This window comes from Epilithonimonas sp. 33E (genome assembly GCF_059372615.1).
Genome location: NZ_CM182009.1, coordinates 697,937 through 715,265, shown reverse-complemented (window position 1 = coordinate 715,265; position 17,329 = coordinate 697,937). Strand labels below are relative to the sequence as shown.

Genomic DNA, 17,329 nt, shown 5'->3' with positions numbered 1-17,329 from the left:
TTATTCGTATTTCAAGTATTTAACAAGGTTGATTTTGGTTGCTCGGTAAGCTTTGAAACTCACTACTATAAATGTTAAAATCAATAATAAGAGTAAACTCAAAACATAAGGCCAGACCGGCATATCGATTCTGTAAGCGAAATCCTTCAGCCATTCATTCATCGCATAATAACCGAAAGGCATACTGATTAAAACCGCAATCACACAAATCAGTAAAAACCTTTTAGTCAAATCCCAAACAATTGTTTTTTCGTCCGCGCCTAAAGTCTTTTTGATAGCAACGTCTTTCAGTTTTTGTTCGATTAATAATGATGACAATGCGAATAATCCTAACAACGCGATGACGAGAACAACGATGTTTAAAGCTGTAAATAAAGTCTGTTGTTTCAGGAACTTCTCATATGTTTTGGCGAACTGTTTATCTACAAATTCAAAATCGTAAGGATAGCCTGGTTCTGCTTTAGTTGTCCAGAATTCTCTGATGCGTTCCAATGTTCCGCTGATATCGTTTTGATAAATCTTGATCTGCAGGTTGCTCATATTATTTTTCGCCCAGTTTCTGTCGTAATTAAAAAATAACATTGGCTCTATCGGTTTATCCACACCATTGATGTAGAAATCTTTGATGACACCAAGGATTTGATATTTCTTTTTGTGTTCCCAGCCTGGAATCACTTCTTTACCAAGTGCCTGATTCTGATTCCAGCCCATTTTTTTGATGAATGTTTCGTTGGCAATTGCTCCGGAAATCGTATCAGAAGCAAAGCGTAAATCTATGTCTCTTCCCGATGTAAATTTGATCTTGTAAAATTTAAAATAATTATAATCAATTCCGCCAACCAAGACGCTTTGTACAGACTTCATCGTATCTTTCGCGTTTTGAACTGTAGAAGCATTAGCTAAACCCATTCCTATCGAATTAACGGAACCTGTAACATCTTCAACACCTGCAATTTTTAAAACTTCATTTTTCAAACGATTATATTTTTTTGAGTTGTAATCGTTCCGCCAATCAGTTTTCTTAAATTGAATATGAATTACCTGCTCACCTCTGAATCCCAAATCTTTATTCAACATATACTTTACTTGTGTATGTATGATCAATGAGCAGATAATGAAAAATGAAGAAATAATCAGTTGCAAAGCCAGAATAGAATTTCTCAGCCAGACTCCGCTCTTACTTCTTGAAAAGTTGCCTTTTAACGTATTGATCGGTTTGAAATTAGAAAGATAAATTGCCGGAATCAATCCTGAAATCAATGAAAAAACAAACAACAATAATCCTGTGTAGATAAACAATGTAAAGTCATTCAGTTTGATGTTTTTGTTAAGAAATCTATTGTATGGAGATAATAGTAACTCTACCATTGCAAAAGCGACAATATAAGCAGCAAAACAAATCATAAAAGTCTCCAGTAAAAACTGTAAAATCAATTTCGATTTTGTGCTTCCCACTACTTTTCTTATTCCAACTTCCTTTGCTCTTTCGGAAGCCTGCGCCGTTTTAAGATTGATCAAATTGATTCCTGACAATATCAAAATCAAAGCAGATAAACCCAGCAAAATCATAATGGATTTTTTATCTCCTTTTTCTACACCTTCGCTTTTGGCGTCCAACTTCATTTTACTAATCGGTGTAAGATAAACCTGAGGTTTGATTCTAGCATTATATTTTTCTCCCCAGCTTTCTACTGCCTTTTTTTCCTGTTCGGCTTGTTGATCAGAAAGTTTTTTCTCAAGATTTTTAACATCTGTTCCTGGCTTAAGTTTAAAATAGCCAACATAACTATAGTTTGTCCATTGTTGGTTAGATTTATCATTATTATCCAAACCTTGATTTCTCATTATAAATCCCGGTTTGAAAACAGTATTGATCTCAGGATTTTTATAAACTGCTGTTACAACAAGTGGTGTAGCATCTGGCGTATCCTGAGTGATTGTTTTTCCAACGCAGTTTTTAAATTCATCACCAAAAAGTGTCTTTGCGGTTTCTTCTGATATGGCAATTTTAGATTTGTCATCAATAGCATTTTTAAAACTGCCTGCTACTCTTTCCACAGGAAAAAAATCAAAAAAAGAATCTGATGCTCTACAAGATGATGCAAAGGCAGATTTACCTTCTGACATTAAACGGACTTTATATGATATCCAAAGATTGGCAATACAATAATCTTCAATTTCTGAAAATTTTTCTTTAGAAACGGTCAACTGAGGATAGCTGGAAACAACCATTGTTCCGAAATCCGCATTTTTATTTTCTATCAGATAGATCTTGTCCTTATTAGGATTATGCTGCTCGTAAGACTTCTCATCCTGCCAATGGATAAATATCAATAAGAATACACACAAGCCGACACTCAATCCCAAAATATTGATGACGGTGGAAAGCCAGTTTTTTCTGTAATTGATGAATGCTATTTTGAGCCAGTTTTTCAGCATAATCGTGTTATTATTAGTTTACTTTTTTAACTGAATATTGAGGTTTAGATTTGATGCTCAGATCCAATACAATATCATAAAACCCATCTTCCTTAATTATGATATTATATCCGTCGTAACACATACTTTTATTATCACCGTTGAGTCCCAAACTATTCGCCCAGTCATTGTTTGAACGAAATCTCAATTCCCCAGCTTTCAATTTATAGTTCTTGAGATAGTAAAAATCAGGATTGCTTTTTTGAGTTTCTAAAACAATATCTTTCCCTTCCCAACAACTTGGAGTTGCCGTTCCTATGATTCCCCAGGAAAAAATATCCGCTATTTTTTTAGCTGTTTTTTTTCCCTGCGTATTAGTTATAGTAACTGATCCTATTTTTCCTGTATTGTCTGCATTGAATTTTAAGTCAAAATTTTCGAAAAGCTTGTAGTCGATTTTAGTAATTGGAGCCAAAGGCATTCTTGGAATTCCACCTCCGTTTAAAACCACTGTCCCATTAATGACATTGATATAATAGTTTTCCGAATTGAAAGAATAGATACCTTGCAATTTTTGTAGATCTTTCGCATCAATTTTGCTCTTGCTCATTGCAGTATAAGGTCTATTATAAATAATATCTGTGATATTATCTGCTGCTTTTGCTGATATCATCTCGGAATTGATCAATATAATAATGGTAATATCATTTTTCAAATCCTTAACAAATCTACACTTGTAACCCGGACCGCCGCCGCCGTGCCCAACCTGAATGATATCAGAATTCGGAGTTTTGTAGATTTCCTGTGCAAGACCATAATGGTCATTAAGATATGGCGTGTACATTCTTTCCACCATTTGTTTGCTGATAATCTTACCACCATATAAAGCTTCACTGAATTTGTATAGGTCTCCAACCGTAGAATAGATGGCTCCCGCTGCAAAAGGGTGGTCTGTTTTGAAAAGTAACGCTCTGTTGGAATTCTTTCCATCAATAAACTCATATCCTACAGCCTTATTCTCACTTTTCAGTTCATTAAAGTGAAATCCGCTTGATGTCATTTTCAAAGGTTTTAGTATAAATTCTTCAATGGCTTTGTCATACTCCAATCCCGTTACTTTTTTGATTATATAACCTAATAAATAATAGTTGGAATTGGAATAACCCCAACTTTTGCCAGGTGAGAAATCCAATTTTTTCGAAGTAATATATTTTAAAAATGTTTTTTCGTTTTTGGTATTGTCTGAGTCTTCTGCTTCTGGTATTCCAGATGTATGGGAAAGCATATTTTTTATAGTAATGCTATCTGCTTTTGGAAAATCCGGATAATATCTGGATAATTTATCATTTATGGAAAGTTTACCTTGTTCTTCCAGCATTAGAACAACTGTTGCAGTAAACATTTTTGTGGTAGAAAAAATTTTGTATTGACTGTCGTTTGTATTCTTTTCTCCGTTTTCCGCATTTCTGTAGCCATAGCTTTTCTCAAAAATAACTTTCCCTTTTTTTGCAACCAAGACAGAGCCGCTAAACTGATTGGCTTTTTCGTATGTTAAAAGTAATTCGTCTATTTCCTTAGTATTTTGAGAATAGCCAAGACCAATTCCGAACATTAAAAATACCGCTGTTAAAATATATTTCATAAAAGAAGATTCTAAAATTTTATTCATATTTCAGGTATTTTACCAAATTCACTTTCGTTGCCTGATAAGCTTTGATACTTACCACTGCAAAAGTCAGTATCAATAAAGAAATCAAACTAAGGACGAACGGGAAAACCGGCATATCAATTCGGTAATCGAAATCCTTGAGCCATTCGTTCATCAGATAATAACTGATCGGAATACTTATTAGAACTGCAATTAACGTAATCCAAAGGAATTGCTTCGTCAACCCAAAAATTAAAGTTCCGTCTGATGCGCCTAAAGTTTTTCTGATTGCCACATCTTTCAGCTTCTGCTCGATCATTAATGATGACAATGCGAATAATCCTAATAAAGCTACCATCAAAACCATTGCGTTCAGGATGGTGAAAAGTGTTTGTTGTTTCTGATATTTAACAAAACTTTCAGCGAATTTTTTATCGATAAAATAAGAATCAAAAGGATAACCCGGTTCTACATTTTTCTGCCAATAAGACTTTATTCTTTTTACCGTTCCATCGATATCGTCCGGTTTTATTTTCAGCTGAATGTTATAGACATTATATCGTTTCCAGTCTGTTTCTCTGTAATGGAAAAATACAATGGGTTCAATAGCTCTTCGGGGATTCAGAACGTTGAAATCCTTTACAATCCCTACAATATGGTAAGGTCTGTTATCGAATCCCGGGCGAACTTCATTCTTAAATGCCTGATCATCTGTCCAACCGAATTTGTTCACAAACGCTTCATTGACCAAGACATTGGTAATAGTATCGGAAGCAAGATCCGGATTGAGCCAACGTCCCTTTTTAAGCTTCACATCCATAAACTGGAGGTAATTATAATCCATAGAACCGTGCTGCGCAAAGATGCTTTTGTCCATATAATCCATATTAGAATTGCTGAATCTCCCGCTTCCCGGAACCGCTTCTCCGTAAGACACATCAGCGACACCTTCTATTTTTCTCATTTCATTTTTGACGCGCTCATATTTCAGCCAGGGCTTGTCGCTATTTTCACTGAAATTAATCAGGAAAACCTGCTTCCCGCTGAAGCCCAAGTCTTTATCCATCATATATTTCACCTGTTTGTTAACGATTAAACCACCAATGATAAAGAATGACGAAATGATTAATTGCAAAGTCAAAATCCCGTTTCGCAGCCAAATGCCGTGTTTACTTCTGGCGAAATTTCCTTTCAAAGTTTCAATAGCTTTAAAGTTGGCTAAATAAGTAGCAGGAATCAATCCCGAAATCAATGTAACCGCCAAAACCATCAAGAATGAATAGAAGTAAATATGCCAGTCATTCATCACGATTTCCTTGTTGTAAAACTTGTTGAAGCTTGGTAAAAGAAGCTCTGTTAAAGCCAAAGACAAAAGATATGACGCCAAACAAATCACAAAAGTTTCCAACAAAAACTGAAGAACAAGATTGGATTTGGTACTTCCTATCGCTTTTCTGACGCCGATTTCTTTAGCACGCTGAGATGCCTGAGCGGTTTTAAGATTAATAAAATTAATGGCTGATAAAACAACAATCAAAACAGAAAGCGTAAACAGAATCATCATCGTTTTGAAATCTCCATTTCCAAACCAAGAGGCTTTGGCGTGCAGTTTTATCTTGTCAATCGGAGTAAACAAACTTCCTGTAGGACCGTACAATTCCAGATATTTTTGCGGTGTAACCCCTGCACCTTGCGCACTGATTTTTGCTCTGTACAAAAAGATATTGTCGTAGAATTTCTGTTGTAAAGCTTCTACATCTGTTCCGGGTTTCAGCAAAAAGAAACAGCCGTAATTGAAATTCCCCCATTGTTCTTTATCACCTTTCATCTGCTCATACGGCGAGAAGATAAAATCCGGTTTTATCTGGCTGTTCGCTTCAGGCAATTCATAAACTGCGGTTACAACAAAACTTTTATTATTGATTTTCACAGTTTCTCCTGCAACATTGGTTTTACCGAAGAGATTTTTGGCTGCTTTTGTGGAAAGTGCCATTACTTTATCACCCTTCAAAGCATCTTTATAGCTTCCGGAGACCAATCTGAACGGGAAGAAATTGAAAAAACTTTCTGAAGCCGACATTCCTTCGCCCTGATAAACAGTTTTGACTTTCGTGGTCATTTTATAACCCATCCCCGAGCCATTGAACAAGACAAAATCCTTAACCTCCGGAATCACTTTTACAGCACGCTCTGCCATTGGAACAGAAATATTATTTCCGTAGGTATTTTCTGCTTTGTTATGAGTTTGGAAAGCGTAGATATTTTCCTTTTTAGGATTCCATTTTTCGTAGGATTCTTCATCATTCCAATGCATCAGGATGAGCATAAATCCTGTCAGTCCAATCGTTAATCCAAACAAATTAATGATGGTAGACAACCAGTTCTTTTTATAATTGATGAAGGCAATTTTGAGCCAATTTTTAAACATAGTTATTTTTTTGTTGCAGGAAGGATGCTGGATGTCGGAAATTTTTCACCTAACATCCATCATCAGACATCCTTATTTAACAATTATTCGAAGTTTTTTGCGTCTGCTTTTTCGAAAACATCTTTTCTTTGAGAAGAATGTTCTTCGGAGAAAATTTCACCATCTTTCATATTCACGATTCTGGAGGCGTAACCTGCATCGTAAGAAGAGTGCGTTACCATTGCAATTGTAGAACCTTCTCTATGGAGTTCTGCAAGGAGATTCATCACTTCATTTCCGTTGGAACTGTCTAGATTTCCTGTTGGTTCATCGGCCAGAATTAATTTTGGTCTAGTCACCAAAGCTCTTGCAACCGCTGCTCTCTGTTGCTGACCGCCGGAAAGCTGCTGTGGATAATGTTTTGCCCTGTGAGCGATATTGATTTTCTCCATAATCTCTTCCACTCTTCTTTTTCTTTCTGAGGAGGAAACACCGTTGTAAATTAATGGTAATTCAATGTTTTCGTAAACTGTCAGTTCATCAATCAGATTAAAATTCTGGAAAATGAAACCGATGTTTTTCTTTCTGATCTCTGATTTTTTCTTTTCAGAAGTTCCAATAGTTTCAACCGATTCAAACTGGTAAGAACCTGAAGAAGCGCTGTCCAAAAGTCCAAGAATATTAAGAAAAGTAGATTTTCCACAACCGGAAGGTCCCATTATCGCAACGAATTCGCCTTCTTTGATTTGCAGGCTTACATTGTTAAGCGCATTGGTTTGAACATCTTCTGTTTTATAGACTTTTGAAAGGTTTTGAATGTTTATCATTGTAGTATATTTTTTTAAATTATGATTCCGAATTTTTTATTTTTAAAGTCAATGACTATTGTTTTATCGAGGAAAAAAACATTTCCCATTACTCCGTCGAGCCCCTGTTGTTCAAAGGAAAAGTAATCTTCGTCTGTAAACCAAAACTCTTTGGTACTAAATGACGATTTTCCGATGATCACATTTTTATTGGTTTCTATTGCTTTTACAACCAGAGGATTGTTAAAATTTCTGATATTAAAGTTTTCAATAATTTTGGATAAATCAATTAAGTTTTGAAAATTCTTTTTATAAGAAACTATTGGAAAAACACTCGCACCCGTATCATATTGGAAATGATATACTTTGCCATCAATCTCTAAAGGAAGAATCGGTTTGTTATTGATAATCTTGATGTCAACAAAATCAATTTTTTTAGTGGTTTTTAATTGTTCACTTACAGTTATTTTTTGGTTAGGAAAATCAATAATCAGATATTTATTTTGAAACAAATCTGCCCCTACGACACCGCAAGCTTCCTCCTGTTCGAAGTTCAAAAGCCCGTTAAGTTTATAATTCTCAATTTTTAATTTTCCAACACTGAAATTCTGATGATCGACAGTGAAAACTTTATGTCCAGCTGCTTCCATTGCTTCATCTACCTTCTTATTCTTAATAAACTCTGTTTTTTCAAAGCATTTATCATAGATTAAAGTCGTATTGGCGCCTAAATCAAATTGAAACCGATACGTTTTGTTTTCGATAGTGAAAGGCACGCTCATTGCGATTTTATCAACTAATTTCCCGTTAATAGAATCTTTTTCCCATTTAAAATCAATACTTTGCCCTTTAACAAAAAGACCTATAATGACTGTAATTAAAAACAATAATCGATTTTGCATTTTAGTTTATTGATTATTTAATTATTGTTTCCAGTTTTTCACCGTGTAATTCAGACTTGTATTTTTATCCAGTGACAAAGAAATGTCTTTCCCTTCTTCGATCCCGTCGATTTTCCCTTCTGTTTCCCAGCTTCCTTTGGTTAATTTGAATTTCAAATCAGGATAAGTTTTGAATGTAATTTGTCTGGTTGTTTCACTAGTTTTATTAAGTTTAATGACATTAGGATTCCAATTCCCGATGCTTGACTGATTACCTGTAATATAAACATCACCGCTGTTTTCGGGAACATTTACCGTTAAATTCACTTCGTATTTTACATTAGATAAACCCAATTTTGTTCTCACTTTTTCGACACTGGTTTCATCCAAAACATTTAGTAATTCAGGAACAAATTCTTTAAACGATTGATATTTTTTCCTGTTGTTTTCATATACTTCCATTTTCTTTTCAAATTCAGGAATCAGAACAAAGGAATAGTCATTCATATGTTGTTTTCGTAAATTTTCAGCCAATTTCTGATTGCCATCAGCCAGCGCAATTCGGATTTCTCCTGTTCTTACGATATGCTCGGCAACGCAAGACGGCCAGTAAGAATAACCGTGCATCGCCATCTTATCAACAAGAGCCTCAGACATCAGATTACTGCTCTTGTTAATCCTGTCTTCATATTGTCCCAAATGCTGGTTGACAAACGAATGACCGAACTCGTGCGTAATTAAAAAGTTGAGCGTCTCCGGATGATTGAAACCAAATTCTTTATACTCCCCGATATTATTTTTCTTTTCCAGCGGAAGATAAGGACTGCTGATCATATTGGCAATCTGCCCTTTGTCAGACTTAATCATTGGGCCGTTGCCGTGCCAGAAGACCGGAATATTAGGCATAATATCCAACGGATTAATCCAGAATCTGTAAGCCAGAAACTTCTCACCATAATATTGCTCCATTTTAGCCATATAGCCAGCCGGAATATTTTTTCTGACCTCATTCTTTGCGCCTTCTAAAAAACGGTTTTGGTCTTTGAAGAATTTTCCCAGATTTCTTTCGATATAAAACTCTCTCAACTGTTCGGCGAATTTTTCCACCGCTTCTTTCTTTGCATTATCATTTTCCTCAATCTGGTAAGCGTAGCCTTTTGCCGGAAAAATATTGTGCTTCAGTAAAACCTGATAAGTCAAATCCTGTTGCTGGCCGGCAACCTGCAGATAATCCTGCATCGCTTTGATGATTTTCGAATTATCATATTTTTCCATTTCCCTGTTCGCCAAATCAGCCAAAGGTAAATGACCGATGTCCGCTTTCCCGTCGATGTAGAAAAGTCTTCCCTGATGCTTCGCTACAAGATATTCAACAATGGAATACGTGGCGATATTGGGATTGAATTCCACATCAACTTTTGATTGAGATTTCAGATTTGCCGCCAATAAAAACATCATCAAAGTCAAAATGCTTTTATTAATCATCTTTAAGGTCTTCATTTTAATCTGAGTTTTCTAAGTTTATAGTTTATTATTTTAAATTGAATCGATTGTTCCTCCAGAACTTCTGCTTGCAGAAAATTTAATTCCTGATAATGTTTTATATCTGATTTTAGCTAATGAACTTGCAGAAGCGGTTAGTTCTTTTGAAACACTCAAAGTTATCGATGATGTCGCACTTGCAGTTGCTTTTGCAGTTTGAATATTCATATTTTTGGCATCCACAGAACTTGCGCTATCCACATTGATTTTCGCATTATCTGCAGAACCGCTGATTTTCACCGAACTTGCAGAATTAGCATCAACATTCAGATTTTTCGTATTGATTTTTCCTGAAAATCCACCTGCACTATCGGCGTTGATATTAACAACCGAAGCTTTAGAATCCGCAACAATTCTTCCGCTTCCATTGCTTTCAAAAGTTTGTTCAGCAGTTTCAAAAACACTTTTCACTTTTATAGAAGAGGCATTTCCGGCTTCTGCTTTTACAAGGTCTTTTGCGTAAATAACCACTTTTGTATCGGCATTCTGAAGCGAAACATTAGGTCTGTATTGGATGTAAAGCGTTTTATTTTTCACTTCGATTTTAAGTTCTGACAAATGCGTGCTTGTCGCAACCGCTTTTTCTTCGTTTGATTTTACAATTTCCACTTCAATCGCCTGGGAAGTTTTCACAGCATTGAATGAACCCAAATTAAAAGTCTTTGTTTCTGATTTCTGAATCCCATTCGAAAAATCATTTCCTTTCAATCTCGTAGAGGTCAAAAAAAGACCGATAATCATTGTTATTAATAGTAATAATAGTTTTTGCATTGTTATATTTTTTTAGTTTTATTTAATAATCAGTCTCTGATTGTTATTTTTGAATATCTAATAATTCGTATTTTTTCAATTCAGAATAATCCGAAGTAATGACAGACTCGCCTTGCTTCAGTCCGGAAACCACTTCATAATACAGAGGATTTTCTCTTCCCAGACTGATGTTTCGCTTTTCAGCTTTGTTATTTTTCACTACAAAAATCCATTTCCCGTTCGTGTCTTTATAGAAATTTCCTTTCGGAATCATCATACTTTGTGTATCGGCAGATAATTTCAGTTTCACTCCGAAAGTCATCCCGATTTTCAGGGTTGAAATTTTTGCATCAATGAAATTCAGTTCTACAGAAAACTGTCCGTCTTTCACTTCCGGAAGAATTTTAGTAATGATAACTTCATATTCTTTTCCATTATTATCAAGCGTTCCTTTGATTCCGTTCGTTAATTTATTAATATAATATTCATCCACTTTTGCGACCAACTTGTAACCTCCCATCAAATCGATTTTCCCGATGCTTTCTCCACTTGTCAGATTTTGTCCGAGAGAAATATTGAATGACGACAACCTTCCCGAAGCCGGCGACATTATGAGGAAATTATTTTTGTTAGAACGAAGAATATTCAAACTTTTTTCCATCTGATTAATGGAATTATTAATCGCCGCAAACTGGGCATTTCTCGAAGTTTTCTCATTAGAAGCTCCTTTTTCAACAATTCGTTTTCTGTCTTTCTGATAATTCAGATTTTGTAAAGCAATATCATAATCGGTTTTCTTTCCGATTTCCGCATCGTACAATCTTTTCTGAAGATTAAAAGTCTGCAACGCCGTATTATAATCATTCTGAGACTGCAATAATTCTTTATCCTGACTGAATTCCTGATTCTTTAACTCTAAAAGCGAACTCCTCATCTGGCTGATCTGCTGCATAATTCCCGTTTCTTGATTCAGATAATTAAATTCTGTATTCGGATTGTAAACTCTTGCGATGGGTTGTCCTTTTGTCAGCATTTGTCCGTCTTCCGCAAAGATTTCTTTTACCGCGCCACCTTCCAAAACATTCACAAGAGAAGAATTAAGAGATTGCGTTTGTGCAGTTACCATCAACATATCTTCGAATTTTCCATTTGTCACTTCATCAATCGTGATATCTTCTGATTTTACATTATACGTTTTTTTCTGATTCAAAAAATACCATCCGAAAACCGAAACCGCTAATGCAGATATGATGATAATTGAGACAAATTTTAGTTTAGATTTCTTTTTTACTATTTTCGTATCCATATTTAGATAACTGTTTTACTTACAGACAATTACACAATGTGGATGCCACAAATTTATAATCTTGTAACACTCTGTAAATGTGGTTAAATATAATTTTATTAATTTTAAAACTGTTCATTATCGGACACTTTTTGTACGGAAACGGACAGATTAATTATTAATGATGAATTGTAAATGATAAATCAGCATTAATATCAATAGGAATGGGCTTTAGCTCATTTAAAAAGAGGACAAAACAAAAAGGCTTTAGCCAAAATTTAAATTTTAAATGCGAAAAAAAGAAGCTCATATTTTAATTGTGGATGATGACGAAGATATTTTGTTTTCGGCGAGAGTCTGGCTCAAAAAGTTTTTTACGGAAGTGAGCTGTCTCAGTCAGCCTAAAAATATTCTGAAATTTTTATCCGAACAGCAAGTGGATGCGGTCCTTCTGGATATGAATTTCCGGAAAGGTTTTGAAAACGGACAGGACGGATTGTATTGGATGCAGGAAATCAAAACGCTGGAACCTCAGCTTCCGATTATCTTGATGACGGCTTACGGTGAAGTGGAATTAGCCGTTGAAGCCTTAAAAAATGGTGCTTCCGATTTTATTCTAAAACCCTGGAATAACGAAAAATTATACGCTTCCGTAAATTTGGCTGTCGATATTTCCCGAAAAAATAAGAAGCTGAATCAATGGGAAAATATCAGCATCAAAACCAATCAATATCAGTTGGAAACCCAATCGCCAGCAATGCGGGAAGTAATGGACCAGATTGAACGGGTTTCTGCAACCGACGCCAATGTTTTGCTTCTGGGAGAAAACGGAACCGGAAAATATGTTTTGGCAGAGCACATTCACGAATTGTCGGAAAGGAAGAATCAGCCCTTTGTTCATATCGATTTGGGAAGTCTTTCGGAAAATCTTTTTGAATCCGAATTATTCGGTTATAAAAAAGGAGCGTTTACGGATGCGCATCAGGATTATGCCGGAAAAATCGAAAATGCCGAAAACGGAACCGTTTTTCTTGATGAGATCGGAAATCTTCCGCTTCATCTCCAAACTAAATTGTTGAGTTTGATTCAAAACAGAAAACTTTCGAGAATCGGAGAAACTAAGGAACGAATGTTGGATGTGAGATTTATTTTTGCAACCAATGAAAACCTCAAAAAAGCCGTTGCTGAAAACCGTTTCCGAAAGGATTTGTATTACAGAATCAATACGGTTGAATTGAATATTCCGAGTCTGAGAGAACGAATTGAAGATATTTCAACTTTAGCTGATTATTTTTTAGAAAAATACAAACAGAAATATCATAAACCTGATTTGGTTTTAAATGAGAATTTAATTTCTGAATTAATCCATTACTCCTGGCCTGGAAACATCCGTGAGCTCGACCATTGCATCGAACGAAGCGTAATTCTTTCCAACGAGAAAAATCTTAAATTGCTGATGCCCCAAGATGAAGAATCAGAAAATACAATCGTGAATCTTAACATCGAAGAAATGGAAGAAATCCTGATTAAAAAAGCATTGAAAAAGCATCGGGGAAATATTTCTCTGGCGGCGGAAGATTTGGGATTGTCAAGAGCTGCGCTTTACAGAAGAATGGAGAAATTTGACTTGTAATATAATTAACCGCAAAAGTCACAAAAGATAATTATTCCGTTAAAAATAGAAGTTCAAAAAAGAAAATGAATAACTTTTTGAACTTTTAAATAAATTGATCTACAAAAACTTTGTGCCTTTTGTGGTTAATAAAAAAATAAATGAAAAAACAACAAATATTCTGGATTATATTTATTCTATTGGCAATTGTCAGCGGAATTTTTGCTTTTGATTTTTATTCTCAAAATAAATGGATCAATTGCGTTTTGTTTTCATTGGTCGGTTTGGTCTGCATTATTTTGGCACAGACCTCGGCTTTGTCTTACATCCAGAAAACAGAAAAACTGCTTTTGGCGATTCAGAAAAAGGATTTTTCATTGTTTCCAAAAACTGAGGAAAACGGCCTGGTTGATAATGCTGTGAAATTGTATTATCAAAGTAAAGAAGAGCATCTTTCGTTATCATCTTACCAACTATTATATGAGGAAATTTTGAATCAACTCGAAATAGGTTTGATGATTTTGTCAATGAAAAATGATGATTGGGAAGTTTTTTATGTGAATCCTATTTTTCTTGAAATTCTAGAAATCCCGAAGTATAATTCGTGGAATCTTTACGAAAATAAAGCGCCCGATTTCTACCAAATCATCAAACAAACGAATTACGAAAACTCTCAGGAATTTTTTGATATTTCGATTAATGAAAATACAAAACAATCGTTTTCATTAAGGACGAAAAAAGTTCAGAATGTAAAAAACCGCTTTTGCATCATCAGTTTAGAATCGGTTCAGAAAATTATTGAACAAAAAGAAAAATTAGCCTGGAATAACCTAATGAAAGTAATTTCCCACGAACTTCTGAATACTTTAACGCCTGTTAACAGTCTGATTCAGAATCTTGAATACATTGCCAATCAGGAAATTATCGAAAAGGAAGACCAGCAGGATATGAAGGAAAGTCTGATGATTATCAATTCCAAATCAAAACAATTATTAAATTTTGTAGACGATTACCGCCAAGTTGCCGAACTTCCAAAACCTGTTTTTAAAATAATTTCTATATCTAATATTGTAGAATCTTCACTCAATTTTCTTAAGCCTGAATTTGAAAAAAAACATATCACAATTATCAATTCATTGGAAAATCATCTGATTTCTGCTGATGAAAAGATGATTGAAAGATGTTTAATTAATCTTTATCTCAACGCAATCTACGCTGTTTCCGATAATGTTGAAAGAACAATTAAAACCGAAATCAAAACTCACAACAAACGTATCATTCTAAGTGTGGAAGACAATGGAACCGGAATCTCAAAGGAAATCCAGGATAAAATTTTCCTTCCGTTTTTCACGACAAGAAGCAATGGTTCCGGAATTGGTTTAACGCTCAGCAAAAGCATTATCGAAGCCCATAAAGGCTACTTGAATTATAAACCTTTGGAACAGGGAAGCCGGTTTGAGATTTGGTTTGTGGAATAAAAGAAAAAAAGACTTTAGATTCGAAAAAAAATTATCGCAAAGGCACAAAAATTTATTAAATTCTAAGTTTAAAAGACGCAAAGATTTTATCTTCGATAAAATTCATATTGGAAACTTTGCGATAAATTCAAAATATAAATTATGAAGATAAAAAACAACGCTGGAGAAACGGTCGACTTCGAAATATCGAAATTGGAAAACTCACTTCGGAACTCCGGAGCGGACGAACAATCCGTGAAAAAAGTTCTGGAAACGGTTTTGCCAAAATGTTTCGAAGGCATCACAACCGGCGAACTGTACAGAATGGCTTTTGAGGAATTGAAGAAAATCTCAAATTCTGTCGCAGCAAGATACAGTCTGAAAAAAGCGTTGTTGGAGTTGGGACCTGCAGGATTCTATTTTGAACAATGGATTGCCCGAGTTTTTCAAAACATCGGCTACAAAACTGAAACCGGGCAATTGATAAAAGGCCATTCGGTGACACACGAAGCAGACGTTATCGCCAATAAAAACGACAAAACTTATTGGGTAGAATGTAAATTTCGAAATGCGGAAGACACGAAAATATCAGTAACAACGCCAATGTATGTTTTATCCCGAATAAAAGATATTTCTGATATCCAATACAATCTTTTCGGAACCAAAACCGAATTTACTGACGGCTGGCTGATTACCAATACTTATTTTACCAAAGATTCTGTGGCTTTTTCAGAATATTATGGATTGAGATTGTTATCCTGGGATTATCCGAAAGATAAGAACATCAAAAGTTTGGTGGACCAAAATGCGCTTTATCCAATCACTTGCCTGACGACTCTGGACGGAAAACAAAAGCAAAAACTATTGGAAAAGAAATGTGTTCTGGTAAAGGAATTATTCAGCAATCACAATTTGTTGAATGTTTTAGAACTTAATCAACAAAGAAAATCCGAAGTTCTAAAAGAAGTGAAAGATCTAATGACAACAAAAATATCGGAATAAAAAAAACCGCAGATTTTTTGCGGTTTTTTATTTGGTTAGCATCTAGAAAAATAGTAGTAAAAGCTATTTAGTATAAAAAACAATATAAATATTGAAAGTTGTAATAACTGAAGTCTTGTTACATTCTTAACAAAATTGAATTTGTCAATCCTTCTTTCAACAATAATATTTAAAAGTGTTGTAACTATAAATACTAATAAAAATAATTGACTGTGAAATTTTATTGCTCTTAAAATCATTTCCCAAAAATAATCACATTCAACATCTGTGATGAGAAATAATGCAGTAACAAAATATATTATAAATAAACTAGCTACAGAATTAATAAAAATCTTTATTATTTTCAAAAGTCTCAATTCTATCAGTCTATCATCTTCTAATGAAAACTATTTCCCTTTTTGCGGCGGATAATTAGCCATTATCTCAGCTACAACCTGCGGGATTTGTTTTTGTTTTGACTTTGGCGAATCTACAGAAATTCCGCTTCCGGCACCTTGCCAGACCAATTTTTGAGTTTTCGCATCGATGATATCAATCACAATGGTTCCGCTGTTGTAGTTGTTGGTCCAGGTATTTCCCATACCGAAACCGCCGCCCCAGCCCCAAGGTCTTCCCCAACCCCAGCCATAGTTCATACTTGTTGTTACATCCTGAACTTTTTTGTGAGACGCTTTGACGTTGATGATCAAATCAGGATTTTGTGCCGATGTCAATCCTTTTGCCTGAACTTGCTTGGACAATTCATTCAAAACTCTGTCTTTATCAAGATCGTTCAGTTTCAAATCATCTGTTCTTAGCAGATAAGTTTTGTAATTGGCGAAATTTGCTGTCGCCGAATAATCAGATTTAACTTGGAAAGGGCTGCAAGAAGTCACTCCCAAAGAAACTGCTGCCATTAATATGAAGAAATATTTTTTACTCATCGTTAATATATTTTTATTTTGGAATTCGTGAATCGTCGATTTCATAATATTAAGATTATTTAGGTTTTTTAATAAAAGTATCTGTCTTTTTATCATAACCGTACGGGCAGAGTCTGCATCCGCTTTTACAGCAATAACCACGCTTCAGATGGAATTTTTCCGTAAAAACCTTATAACCCTGCTCGTTATAATAAAAGTCTTCATTCTCTTTGATGTCATTTAGTTTCATAAGTTAAAAAACTGTACCAAAATTTTTATCTTTGATTTATGATAATCATCGTCTGTAAAAAATTACTCAAAAATATGAAAATTTCGGGGATAACTTTATTTCCGTTTATTTTTGTTCAGAGAAAGGAAGACAGCAAAAATAAGATTCTCATTAATCACGAAACCATTCATATTCGCCAGCAATTGGAATTGTTAATCGTTCCGTTTTACATCTGGTATCTCTCCGAATATTACCTGAAATATCTGAAATACAGAAACCCGCAACTTGCATACCGCAACATCAGTTTCGAAAGAGAAGCTTACGCCAATGACCAAAATCTGGATTATTTGAAAAAAAGAAAATTCTGGAGCTTCATTAATTATTTATAAG

General features: G+C 34.7%; 14 protein-coding genes. 4 read left to right on the top strand and 10 right to left on the bottom strand.

Features of this window, described 5'->3' with window-relative positions; all coding sequences use genetic code 11:
* The 8 genes from AC5P2S_RS03445 to AC5P2S_RS03410 all read right to left on the bottom strand — a co-directional run bounded on the left by AC5P2S_RS03445 (position 1) and on the right by AC5P2S_RS03410 (position 11,758).
* Positions 1 to 2,439 (bottom strand): ABC transporter permease, encoded by a 2,439-nt coding sequence (locus AC5P2S_RS03445; protein ID WP_494556230.1) that lies wholly within the window; start codon positions 2,437 to 2,439, stop codon positions 1 to 3.
* A 13-nt stretch (positions 2,440 to 2,452) separates the two neighbouring features.
* Positions 2,453 to 4,087: a serine hydrolase gene (locus AC5P2S_RS03440; RefSeq protein ID WP_494556229.1), complete on the bottom strand. Its 1,635-nt coding sequence runs from the start codon at positions 4,085 to 4,087 to the stop codon at positions 2,453 to 2,455.
* Positions 4,080 to 6,494 carry an ABC transporter permease gene (locus tag AC5P2S_RS03435; RefSeq protein WP_494556228.1) on the bottom strand — a complete coding sequence of 805 codons (2,415 nt, stop codon included), beginning with the start codon at positions 6,492 to 6,494 and terminating at the stop codon, positions 4,080 to 4,082. Before AC5P2S_RS03435 ends, AC5P2S_RS03440 begins: the two co-directional genes overlap by 8 nt.
* An 83-nt stretch (positions 6,495 to 6,577) precedes the next feature.
* The gene (locus tag AC5P2S_RS03430; protein WP_120213337.1) at positions 6,578 to 7,300 is read right to left on the bottom strand and encodes an ABC transporter ATP-binding protein; all 723 of its coding nucleotides are present in this window, start codon (positions 7,298 to 7,300) and stop codon (positions 6,578 to 6,580) included.
* A gap of 14 nt (positions 7,301 to 7,314) precedes the next feature.
* Entirely contained in the window at positions 7,315 to 8,181 is an 867-nt protein-coding gene (locus AC5P2S_RS03425) for a hypothetical protein (RefSeq protein ID WP_494556227.1), read from the bottom strand.
* A gap of 21 nt (positions 8,182 to 8,202) precedes the next feature.
* Positions 8,203 to 9,660 carry a DUF4932 domain-containing protein gene (locus AC5P2S_RS03420; RefSeq protein WP_494556226.1) on the bottom strand — a complete coding sequence of 486 codons (1,458 nt, stop codon included), beginning with the start codon at positions 9,658 to 9,660 and terminating at the stop codon, positions 8,203 to 8,205.
* A 36-nt stretch (positions 9,661 to 9,696) separates the two neighbouring features.
* A complete protein-coding gene (locus AC5P2S_RS03415; RefSeq protein ID WP_494556225.1) occupies positions 9,697 to 10,473 on the bottom strand; it encodes a GIN domain-containing protein in 777 nt (258 codons plus the stop codon).
* 43 nt (positions 10,474 to 10,516) lie between these two features.
* Positions 10,517 to 11,758, bottom strand: coding sequence for an efflux RND transporter periplasmic adaptor subunit (locus AC5P2S_RS03410; RefSeq protein ID WP_248875939.1), 1,242 nt, complete (start codon positions 11,756 to 11,758; stop codon positions 10,517 to 10,519).
* 268 nt (positions 11,759 to 12,026) lie between these two features.
* Here AC5P2S_RS03410 and AC5P2S_RS03405 point away from each other — a divergent pair, with 268 nt between their 5' ends.
* The 3 genes from AC5P2S_RS03405 (at position 12,027) to AC5P2S_RS03395 (ending at position 15,808) form a co-directional block, all read left to right on the top strand.
* Positions 12,027 to 13,370 (top strand): sigma-54-dependent transcriptional regulator, encoded by a 1,344-nt coding sequence (locus tag AC5P2S_RS03405; RefSeq protein WP_494556224.1) that lies wholly within the window; start codon positions 12,027 to 12,029, stop codon positions 13,368 to 13,370.
* 140 nt (positions 13,371 to 13,510) lie between these two features.
* Complete coding sequence (locus tag AC5P2S_RS03400) at positions 13,511 to 14,827, top strand: sensor histidine kinase (RefSeq protein WP_494556223.1); 1,317 nt, start codon at positions 13,511 to 13,513, stop codon at positions 14,825 to 14,827.
* 141 nt (positions 14,828 to 14,968) lie between these two features.
* A complete protein-coding gene (locus tag AC5P2S_RS03395; RefSeq protein WP_494556222.1) occupies positions 14,969 to 15,808 on the top strand; it encodes a restriction endonuclease in 840 nt (279 codons plus the stop codon).
* A gap of 386 nt (positions 15,809 to 16,194) precedes the next feature.
* Here the strand turns inward: AC5P2S_RS03395 and AC5P2S_RS03390 are convergent, their stop codons facing one another.
* Entirely contained in the window at positions 16,195 to 16,731 is a 537-nt protein-coding gene (locus tag AC5P2S_RS03390; protein ID WP_494556999.1) for a DUF4136 domain-containing protein, read from the bottom strand.
* 55 nt (positions 16,732 to 16,786) lie between these two features.
* On the bottom strand, positions 16,787 to 16,960 hold the full coding sequence (locus tag AC5P2S_RS03385) for a C1orf53 family protein (RefSeq protein ID WP_494556221.1): 174 nt from the start codon (positions 16,958 to 16,960) through the stop codon (positions 16,787 to 16,789).
* 41 nt (positions 16,961 to 17,001) lie between these two features.
* Here AC5P2S_RS03385 and AC5P2S_RS03380 point away from each other — a divergent pair, with 41 nt between their 5' ends.
* Positions 17,002 to 17,328: a hypothetical protein gene (locus AC5P2S_RS03380; RefSeq protein ID WP_494556998.1), complete on the top strand. Its 327-nt coding sequence runs from the start codon at positions 17,002 to 17,004 to the stop codon at positions 17,326 to 17,328.
* The last annotated feature ends 1 nt before the right edge of the window (position 17,329 follow it).